This window comes from Streptomyces niveiscabiei, assembly GCF_001419795.1.
Lineage (GTDB): Bacteria > Actinomycetota > Actinomycetes > Streptomycetales > Streptomycetaceae > Streptomyces > Streptomyces niveiscabiei.
In genome coordinates this window covers 1-9204 of sequence record NZ_LIRL01000423.1, presented here as the reverse complement: position 1 = coordinate 9204, position 9204 = coordinate 1, and the positions used below count along the sequence as shown (strand labels likewise).

Here is a 9204-nt window from a genome sequence, read left to right as displayed (position 1 = left end):
GCGCCGGGGGCGAGCGCGGTCGCCAGCGCGGGCCACAGCCGCGCCGGATCGGCCGACGGCAGCGAGCCCACCGCGTACACGACGTCGTACGCCGCCGGCTCGCGCCGCAGGTGCTCGACGGGGTCGGCGGCGATCAGCCNNCGTCGACCTCGACGCCGTACGTCTCGACCAGGTGCGCGGCGTCGTCGGCCGGGCCGCAGCCGAGGTCCAGGACGCGGCGGCCGGCGAGGTCGCCGAGCGAGCCCCAGTTCAACGGACCGGGTGCTTGCTCATGATCGACACCCGGTTGAAGGCGTTGATCGTCACGGCCGCCCAGATCACCGCCGAGAGCTGCTCGTCGGTGAACACCTCGCGCGCCTCGGCGTACGCGGCCTCCTGGGCGTCCGCGTCGGTGGTCAGGGTCGTCACCTCGGCGAGGGCCAGGGCCGCGCGCTCCTCGGGGGTGAAGAGCGCGGTGTCCCGCCAGGCCGCGAGGACGCCGAGGCGGCGCGGCGTGTCGCCCTCGCGCAGGGCCGCCTTCGTGTGGACGTCCAGGCAGAAGGCGCAGCCGTTGAGCTGGGACACCCGGAGGTTGACCAGCTCGACGAGCGTGCGGGGCAGACCGGCGTCGGCGGCCGTCGCCCGTACGGCCTCCGAGGTCTGGACGAGGGCGTGGTACGCCTTCGGGCTCTGTTTGTCGATGTAGATCCGTCGCGTCACGGGACGATCCAACCACGGGCCGGTCGCGACCACCCCTCCCCGTGCCCTATGATTGATCTTGCGGCCGACGCCCCAACTCGGGGAAACGGCCGATGCGTTGGTAGTCCAAGGAAAGACGCCCCGCTTCCTGCGGGGAGATGCAGGTGCAAGGCCCGCCCAGCGCTCCGAGACGAAGCCCGTCCCACAACTGTGGGGCGGGCTTCGTACGTTGAGAGGTCTACGCCGGTTCGAGGCGCTCCCGCAGCCGCCGCGCCAGCTCCAGCCGCTGCACCTTCATCGTCGCCGTCCGGGGCAGTTCGGCGAGCGGGATCTGCACCGGCGTGGAGAGCTGCGGGAAGTCCTGCACCGCGCGCCGCCAACGGGCGTGGTCCAGCGGGACGTTGTTCTTCGTGCACACCACCGGCACGGGATCGCCCGCGGGCCCGGCGACGAGCACCAGCTCGATCAGCTCGTCGAGCCGGCCCAGGACCGCGTCCTCGACCTCCAGCGTCGAGTCGACGTTCTCGATGACGTCGACGGCCCGGTCCAGGACGTGCACCCGCCCCCACCGGTCCCGGTAGCCGACGTCGCCGGTACGCCACCAACGCCCGTTGCACTCCTGCCGATAGCGCTCGTCCTCGGCGTAGTAGGTGATCGCCCGGCCGTCGCTCATCACCTCGATGAACCCCGGCGTCTTCTTCGACGGCCGCTGCCCGTCACGCGGCACGACCCGCACATGGGTCATGCCCGGCAGCGGGTAGCCGAGGCAACGGCCGTTCGCCGTCAGGGCGTTCTTGCGGGTGTACCAGCGCGCGACGAGCGGGCCGCACTCGCTCTGCCCGTAGAACTGGAAGAAGATCGGGCTGCGGCGCAGGGACGCGGAGAGCAGTTTGTGGATCGTGGGCGGGTGGATCGCGTCGAACGTGCCGCTGTAGTACTTGACGTTGGACAGCGGGCGCAGCGGGTGTTCGACCAACTCCTCCCACTCCACGAAGGTGTTGGGGTGCGTCTCGACGATCCCCGGCTTCGTGCGGGCCAGCAGCGGCGCGACCCGCTCCGGCTCGCTGTCGTCGATGACGACGATCGGCATGCCGTGCTCCAGCATCACCGCCAGCGCCATGTACATGCGCGAGTGCACGAACGACACGTGCACGGCGTACGTCTCCCGGTTGCGGATCAGCGCGACCAGCTGTTCCTGGGGGCGGTAGCGCCCGCGCAGCGACAGGGCCGTGTGCACGACCAGCTTCGGCACGCCGGTCGTGCCGGACGTGTGCGTCATCAGCGCGGGCTGGTCCCCGTCGAGCCGGACCGGCGTACGGCGCGGGGCGCCGGCCAGCGACTCCAGCGAGACGGTGCCGGGGCGGTCGCCGCGCGGGACGATCACCCGGGACGCGGACTCGGCGAGCGGCAGGTCCGCCAGCTCGTCGCCCAACTTGGCCTCGTCGGTAAGGAGGTTGGGGCGCTCCAGCCGGTCGAGCAGGGCCCGGACCGTCGTGCCGTCCAGCGCCGGGGACAGCAGGACCGGCACCGCGCCGAGCCGGGACGCCGCGCAGGCCAGCAGGTAGATGTCGAAGTTGTGCGTCTTGTACAGGGCGAGGTGCTCGCCCGCCCGGACGCCCGCGGCCCACAGCCGCGCGGCCAGGTCGTCGACGAGGTCGGCGAGCGAGGCGAACGTCAGCTCGCGGCCCGCCTCCGGGACCGTGTCGATGTCGTGGTCCAGGGTGACCGGCACGCCCGGGTTGCGGGCCGCGGCCTCCTCCGGGATCAGCCCGAGCCTCAGCGGCTTCTTGCTGGCGGGCAGGTGGAGCGCCATCATCCCTCCTGGGGGCTTGCGAAGGTGGTGGACAGCCGCTGCGTCAGCAGCCGTGCGTCGGGGTCGGTCAGCCGGATCGCGAAGGTGTCGCGCAGGGCGCGGATCACCTCGTCGCCGGTCAACTCGCGTTCTTCGGTGCGGCAGTCGGCGTACCGGGTCGTCAACCGGCTGTTCATCAGGGTCTGCTGGCTGTACGCGTCGCCGCGCATCGCGACGAGCTTGCCCGTGAACGTGGAGCGCGGGTGGGTGGCCGTGTAGTGGTTGGAGACGTCGAAGTCGACCGCGTGGTGGTGTTCCAGGCGGAACGCGTACAGGTCGAACCAGCCGTCGGCGTGCAGGGACTGGAGCACCCAGTCCGCTTCGCCCTCGCGGACCAGGCGCCAGGCGAAGCCGCCCTCGGCGTGGGTCGCGCCGTCGGCGAAGGGGAGCGGGGCGAGGAGGCCCTCGGCGCCGAAGCCGACGTCCGCGAGGTGTCGCTCGCCGTCGATGTCCACGAGGAGCGTCGTGTGGGCGCGGTAGCGGATCAGCTTCCTGCCCTGGCGGACCCGGGCCAGGAGGCGGGTCACCGGGACGCCGGTCGCCTCCAGGGCCGCGGCGTACAGGAGGTTGTGCTCGAAGCAGTAGCCGCCCCGGCCGGATGCCACCAACTTCCGCTGGATGTCCGGGAGTTCGAGGGAGATGCCGCGCTCCAGGGCGACGTCCACGTTCTCGAACGCGATCGCCGACTTGTGCGCGCGGTGCAGGGACTCCGGTGTCGTGGGGGCCGGCGGGTGGCCGATCCGGCGCAGATAGGCGGCGAGATCCAGCAGGTGCCCGCCCCATTGCGGGTCCCTCGGCGGTGACGGGGTGAGTACGGTGCGGTCCGTGGCCATGCGCCGGATCCTCCGAGGGGGGTCCGGCGCCGGGCAACGCGGCCGAAAGCAGTTCGTCAGGTCCCCGGCGGGGGGAACGCGGCGACCGCGCAGGCCACCGAGGCGAGGGTCAGATGACGGTGCCAGCCCGTCAGTGAACGGCCCGCGAAGTCCCGCAGACCCGTCTGCCGGGCCCTGGTCGCGGCCGTGCGGGTGACCCGGTCCGTGTGCTTCGTCAGGCGCAGGAGGACCGGGGCGGGGAGGCGCATGTTCGTCACCCAGAAGTTCGCGGGGGGTCTGCGGGGGTCCGGCCATTCGCCCAGCAGAAGTGCCGGTCTGCGGGCGGGCGTCGTCACCGGGACCGCCGCGGCGAGGGAGACGGACGGGGCCGGTGCGCCGTCGTGCCATTCCACCGGGCGGCGCAAGGAGGTCACCGCCGCGAGCGTCTCCCGCGCCGTGCGGGTGCCCGCGCCGTAGCCCGGCAGCGCCGGGTCCGCCATCCGTACCGGGGTCGCGGGCCGGGTGCGGGCGATCATCGGGAGTTCCGCGAGGGGGAGGTGCGTGAGGGCCGTCGGGGTGTCGATGCCACCTACGTCCAGGACCACGGGGCGCTTCGGGGTGAGGGCGGATCCCGTCGCTTCCAGGACCGCCGCCGTCACCGCGACGACCGCCACCGCGCATCCCCACAGCGCGGACGGGCGGCCGAAGGACGTCTCCGCCGGGCCCGCGATGGCCAGGGCGACGGGGACGAGGGCGACGGAGCCGAACCAGTCGTAGGCGGAGACGCGGGACAGCTTCTCCTCCGGGATCTCCTGGTGGAGGGCGGTCATCCAGCTCACCCCGAAGACCTCGACGGTCAGGCCGGTGAGGAACATCACCGCGCACAGGACGGCGATCGGCGCCGGGACCGCGAGGGCGGCGGCCGGGAAGGCGTAGGGGAAGACGCAGAGGGTGCCGACGAGGAGCAGGCGCCGGGGGTGCCAGCGGGTCATCAGGAGGGCGCCGGCGACCGTGCCCGCGCCGAAGAAGCCGAGGGCGATGCCCCAGGGGGCGGCGCCGCCCAGGTGGTCGCGGGCGACGAGGGGGCCGTACACCGCGTCCGCCGCGCCCGCCAGGGCGTTGGCGATCGAGAACTGGAGGACGATGCCCCACAGCCAGGGGCGGCTGCTGAACTCCTGCCAGCCCTCCCGGAGATCGGCGAACAGGCCCTGGGAGCCGGTGCGTTCGGGGATGTGGCGTACGTCGAGGAACGCCCGCAGCGAGCCTGCGACCGCGAAGGCCGCCGCGTCCACCGCGAGGACCCAGCCGGGGCCGACCGCGGCGACCATGGCCCCGCCGAGCGCCGCGCCGCCGAGCGCCGCACCCTGCATCGCCGTCCGGTAGACGGCGAACGCGCGGCCCGCCTGGGACCCGGAGACCGAGGACAGGAGCATGCCCTCGGACGCCGGGCCGAAGAACGCCTGGCCGGTGCCGCCCAGTGCGCTGAGCAGCATCATCTGCCACAGCTTCGGCTCGCCGGCCAGGACGAGCACGGCGAACGCGCCCTGCGAGAGGAAGTTGAGCGCGTTCGCGGCGACCATCACGCGGTGGCGGGGGAGGCGGTCCGCGACCGCGCCGCCGATCAGCAGGAACAGGACCAGCGGGAGGGTGCGGGCCGCCGCGACGAGACCCACGTCGCCGCCGTCGCCGCCGGTTTCCAGTACGGCGAACGCGGCGGCGATCAGGGCGCCTTGAGCGCCGAGGTTCGTGACGAACGCGGCGGCGGTGAGGAGGGTGTAGTTGCGTCCGGCCCAGGCGGGTCTGCGGGCACCGGAGTGGGGGGTGGCGGCTCGGGTCACCGGGTGACTATCGCGGCCGGGCGTGCGGGCCGACAAACGGATTATCGACGCGCGGGTGCCACCCCCCTTTCGAAGAAGAACCTCAGCCCTCCACCGGGTCCCCGTGCAGCCGCACCGTGCTCAGGATCTTCATGATCGTCGCGTCCGGCACCTCGTCCTTGACGCCCTTCGCCGTGGACAGCGTCCACGACACGAAGTCCCCCTTCGAGTTCTTGAACCCGAACGTGATGGCCTTGCCGTCCGCCGCGCACTTGCCCTTCGTGGGGTTGTTCGCGGACCGCGCCCAGCCGTAACTGCCCGCGATCCCGGCGGCGGTGGTGTACGGCGTGCCCTTCTTGTCGAAGGTGATGCTCTTCTTGTCGGGGTTGGTGTACCCGCCGAACACCCACCACGCGGGCGTGTTCACGGCGATCTCGTCGGTGTTCTTCGCCCCGGACGCGCCCTTCGTGCCGGTCACGCCGAGCCGCGAGTCGCTGGTCTTGCCGTCCTTGTCGGGGTCGGACGTGCACCACTTCGGCTTCAGCGCGGCGGTGCCGGTCATGATGACCGAGTCGTAGCCGGTGGGCTTGGCCTTGTCCTCCCACTCGTAGCCGAGCGCGGTCCCGGGCGGCTGCACCTCCCACTCGGGCGGCACGTCGAACGCGGTGCCCCACTTGGGGTTGATGACGACCTTCCACCCCGCGACCGTCGGCTTCTCCTCGCTGTCACCGCTGCGCGGGTTGGACCCGGCGTCGGTGGAGACGGACGGCGTCGGCGTCGGCGACGCGGAGGCGCTCGCGCCGCCCCCCTTCGCCTCGGTCTTCGTGCCGCCGTCGTCGCCGAGCACCACGAACCCGGTCACCGCGGCGGTCAGCACGACCGCCGACGCGGAGACGATCGCGACGAGCTTCGTCCGGTTGCGGCCACCGCCGCCGCCCCCGCCTCCCGGCTGCGCCTGCGGACCGCCCACGACGGTCGGCGCGCCCCAACCGGGCTGCTGCGCATAGGGGTTGGGCTGCTGAGCCCCAGGCTGCGGGTAGCCCGGCTGCGGGTACCCGGGCTGCGCCGGACCGGGCTGCGGGGCGCCCGGCTGCTGGGCGCCGGGCTGCTGGTAGCCGCCCTGCTGGTACGGATTGCCCTGCTGATAGCCCGGCTGCTGATACGGATTGTTCTGCGCCTGCGGGTTCTGCTCTCCCCCGGGCGGCTGCTGTCCTTGCCACATGCGGAGAAACCCTAGTGGCGCCGTGGTCGCCTTTCGGCCACCACCCCCGGACGCTCACGGTTCGATCACGACTCGGACGGTTCGCCCGTGTCCGTACCCCCCTGGCCGCCGTTGGCTACTCGTGGGTAACATCCCGGCATGAGCGCTGACCAGAAAACCCTCGGCGAGCAGCTCGCCGCCACCGTCCCCTTGGTCCGGACCCTCGGCCTGGAGTTCCTGGAGACCAGCCGGGAGCGGGCCGTCCTCGCCCTCCCGGACCAGGGCGCCTTCCACAACCACGTCGGTGGCCCGCACGCCGGCGCCATGTTCACCCTCGGCGAGTCCGCGAGCGGCGCCATCGTCCTCGCGGCCTTCGGCGACCAGCTCTCCCGCGCGGTCCCCCTCGCCGTCAGCGCCCAGATCGCCTACAAGAAGCTCGCGATGGGCCGCGTCACCGCCACCGCCACCCTCGGCCGCCCGGCCGCCGACGTCGTCGCCGAACTCGACAAGGGCGAACGCCCCGAGTTCCCCGTCACCATCGAGATCCAGCGCGAGGACGGCGCGGTGACCGGCGAGATGACGGTGGTCTGGACCCTCCGCCCCAACAGCTGACCCCGTACGACGCGGGAGGGGCCCGGCATCTTCAGGCGGCCAGCCGCCTCCCCCCGGCCCCCTCCTCGAACCCGGCGACGAACTCCTTCAGCCACGCCGTGAACTCCGGCCCGAGGTCGGCCCGCGCGCACGCGAGCCGCACCACCGTGCGCAGGTAGTCGGCCTTGTCGCCGGTGTCGTAGCGCAGCCCCTCGAAGATCACGCCGTGCACCGTGCCGCCCGCCGCGAGTTCCTGGAGCGCGTCGGTGAGCTGGATCTCGCCGCCCCGGCCGGGCGGGGTGCGCTCCAGGACGCCGAAGACGGCCGGGTCGAGGACGTACCGCCCGATCACGGCGTACCGGCTGGGCGCGTCCGCGCGCGCCGGCTTCTCGACGAGCCCGGTGACGCGTACGACGCCGTCCTCGCCGGTCGGCTCCACGGCCGCGCAGCCGTACAGGTGGACCTGCTCCGCCGGCACCTCCATCAGGGCGACGACGCTCCCCTCGTACCGCTCGCGGACCTCCAGCATCTCGGTGAGCAGGTTCTCGCGGGCGTCGATCAGGTCGTCGCCGAGCAGGACCGCGAACGGCTGGTCGCCGACGTGGTGCCGGGCGCACAGGACGGCGTGGCCGAGGCCGAGGGGGTCGCCCTGGCGGATGTGGTGGATGTCGGCGAGCCGGGCCGGGTCGCGCACGGCGTCCAGGCGGACCGTGTCGCCCTTCGCGGCGAGGGCCTGCTCCAGTTCGAAGGCGTGGTCGAAGTGGTCCTCGATCGCGCGCTTGTGGCGGCCGGTCACCATCAGGACGTCGTCGAGACCGGCCGCGGCGGCCTCCTCGACGACGTACTGGATGGCCGGCTTGTCGACGACCGGGAGCATCTCCTTCGGGGTCGCCTTCGTCGCCGGCAGGAAGCGGGTGCCGAGGCCGGCGGCCGGGACGACGGCTTTGCGGACGGTGGGCGCGGGGCGGCGGGGGGCGGTCATGCGGCCATGCTGGACCGCCGGTCTGGGAGTACGCCGGGAGCCGGATCGGAGAAACCTGTGGATCCGCGCCGGATCTTCGCCGGGGGTGGATCCGGAACGAGCGGCGAACGACGGGCCGCCGTACGGAAGTTGAAGATTTCGTGTGCCATCCACCGGGGCGCGCGCACAAGTTGAGGTCCGTCTTCCGGGCGCCCGGCGGAAGTTTTCGAATGCCGGTGCGGATACCGGCGGTAACTTATCTGAAATTCCGGCTGTTTGAACTTGGGTCACCCGAACTTCTTGTTTCCAATGAGGCGTATGTGCGAAGGTAAGCGTCCCTTAAGGACGGTCGGTTCAGGCCAAGCGAGCCGATCCGGCCACAGGTACGCACCAATCACGCACCTGCTTTTCCGGCGCGCCCTTATTCCCTGGGTGGACGCCGGCTTGGAAGGAAATGGTTCCGTGCAGTCGCCCAACCCACCCCGTCCGCCCTATCCGCCCCGTCCCGGCCGGCACCCCGGCGACTCGGACCGCGACCTCGTGGCCCACATCGGCGCGGCCGGCGACGGGAGTTCCCGCGCCGTCGCCCTGCTGCTCGCCCGGCACTGGCGCGCCACCCACGAGTACGCGGCGATCTGTCTCGCCGCCCGAGGGCAGTCCCCGCAGCTCGTGGCCGCTGCGGCCGTCCACCGCGTACTCGGCCGGCTCGCCGCCGGCCGCCCCGGCGGCGCGCTGCGTCCCCAATTCCTCGTCGCCGTACGGGACGTCGTGCGGGAATGGGCCGGAGCCGACGCCGTACCCGCCGCGCTGCCGGAACTCCGCAAGACCGTCGGCGCGCGCGGCCTCAGGGCCTCGCGCGCCGGGACGCCGGAAAGGCGGCAACTCGCGGAAGCGGCTTTCCGTTCGCTGCCCGCGGCCTCTCAATGCCTCTTGTGGCACACGGAAGTGGAAGCCGAGTCCATATCCATACCCGCTGGTCTGCTGGGTGTCGACGAGTTGACGGCGGGCGCCGGGCTGCGGGAGGCGCGGACCCAATTCCGGACCGCCTGCGTGCGGGCGCACCGCGAACTCGCGCCGTCCGATCAATGCCGGTTCTACAACCGGCTCCTCGATGTGCCGCTGCGGCGGGGCGGGTCCCTGCTGCCCGACGTCCGCGACCATCTCGCCGAGTGCCGGTACTGCCGGCATGCCGCCGAGCAACTCAGCTTCTTCGACGACGCGTTGGACGTTCTGCTGGCCGAGACCGTGCTCGGGTGGGGCGGGCGGCGGTATCTCGAATCGCGGGCCGGGCG

The 9204-nt window shown here is 72.6% G+C and carries 6 protein-coding genes, 1 tRNA gene and 2 pseudogenes; 3 read left to right on the top strand and 6 right to left on the bottom strand.

Translation table 11 applies throughout. The annotated features are described in order from the left end of the window. Positions 1 to 249: 249 nt before the first annotated feature. Entirely contained in the window at positions 250 to 699 is a 450-nt protein-coding gene (locus tag AOK24_RS20735) for a carboxymuconolactone decarboxylase family protein (protein WP_240554034.1), read from the bottom strand. Between the two features lie 94 nt (positions 700 to 793). Here AOK24_RS20735 and AOK24_RS48605 point away from each other — a divergent pair. Next, positions 794 to 863: transfer RNA gene (locus tag AOK24_RS48605), tRNA-Gly, on the top strand. A 53-nt stretch (positions 864 to 916) separates the two neighbouring features. Here the strand turns inward: AOK24_RS48605 and AOK24_RS20730 are convergent. The 4 genes and pseudogenes from AOK24_RS20730 to AOK24_RS20715 all read right to left on the bottom strand — a co-directional run bounded on the left by AOK24_RS20730 (position 917) and on the right by AOK24_RS20715 (position 6381). After that, positions 917 to 2491, bottom strand: coding sequence for a class I adenylate-forming enzyme family protein (locus tag AOK24_RS20730; protein WP_055721558.1), 1575 nt, complete (start codon positions 2489 to 2491; stop codon positions 917 to 919). Further along, positions 2491 to 3363 carry an arylamine N-acetyltransferase family protein gene (locus AOK24_RS20725; protein ID WP_055721557.1) on the bottom strand — a complete coding sequence of 291 codons (873 nt, stop codon included), beginning with the start codon at positions 3361 to 3363 and terminating at the stop codon, positions 2491 to 2493. The genes AOK24_RS20730 and AOK24_RS20725 overlap by 1 nt, the downstream gene beginning before the upstream one ends. Before the next feature lie 620 nt (positions 3364 to 3983). Further along, positions 3984 to 5180, bottom strand: a pseudogene (locus AOK24_RS20720) (MFS transporter); the annotation flags it as partial. Positions 5181 to 5262: 82 nt separating this feature from the next. After that, positions 5263 to 6381 carry a DUF8017 domain-containing protein gene (locus AOK24_RS20715; RefSeq protein ID WP_055721556.1) on the bottom strand — a complete coding sequence of 373 codons (1119 nt, stop codon included), beginning with the start codon at positions 6379 to 6381 and terminating at the stop codon, positions 5263 to 5265. 138 nt (positions 6382 to 6519) lie between these two features. On the opposite strand from AOK24_RS20715, the gene AOK24_RS20710 reads away from it, so the two are divergent. Continuing rightward, on the top strand, positions 6520 to 6972 hold the full coding sequence (locus AOK24_RS20710) for a DUF4442 domain-containing protein (RefSeq protein ID WP_055721555.1): 453 nt from the start codon (positions 6520 to 6522) through the stop codon (positions 6970 to 6972). Positions 6973 to 7003: 31 nt separating this feature from the next. Here the strand turns inward: AOK24_RS20710 and galU are convergent, their stop codons facing one another. Beyond that, a complete protein-coding gene (gene galU, locus AOK24_RS20705) occupies positions 7004 to 7933 on the bottom strand; it encodes a UTP--glucose-1-phosphate uridylyltransferase GalU (protein WP_055721554.1) in 930 nt (309 codons plus the stop codon). Between the two features lie 441 nt (positions 7934 to 8374). Between galU and AOK24_RS20700 the strand changes: the two are divergent. Next, positions 8375 to 9204: pseudogene (locus tag AOK24_RS20700) on the top strand (RICIN domain-containing protein); the annotation flags it as partial.

Excerpts from the sequence above, each read along its gene's own strand:
- AOK24_RS20730 (WP_055721558.1), bottom strand. The coding sequence starts at position 2,491 with ATGGCGCTCCACCTGCCCGCCAGCAAGAAGCCGCTGAGGCTCGGGCTG.
- AOK24_RS20725 (WP_055721557.1), bottom strand. The coding sequence starts at position 3,363 with ATGGCCACGGACCGCACCGTACTCACCCCGTCACCGCCGAGGGACCCG.
- AOK24_RS20715 (WP_055721556.1), bottom strand. The coding sequence starts at position 6,381 with ATGTGGCAAGGACAGCAGCCGCCCGGGGGAGAGCAGAACCCGCAGGCG.
- AOK24_RS20710 (WP_055721555.1), top strand. The coding sequence starts at position 6,520 with ATGAGCGCTGACCAGAAAACCCTCGGCGAGCAGCTCGCCGCCACCGTC.
- galU (WP_055721554.1), bottom strand. The coding sequence starts at position 7,933 with ATGACCGCCCCCCGCCGCCCCGCGCCCACCGTCCGCAAAGCCGTCGTC.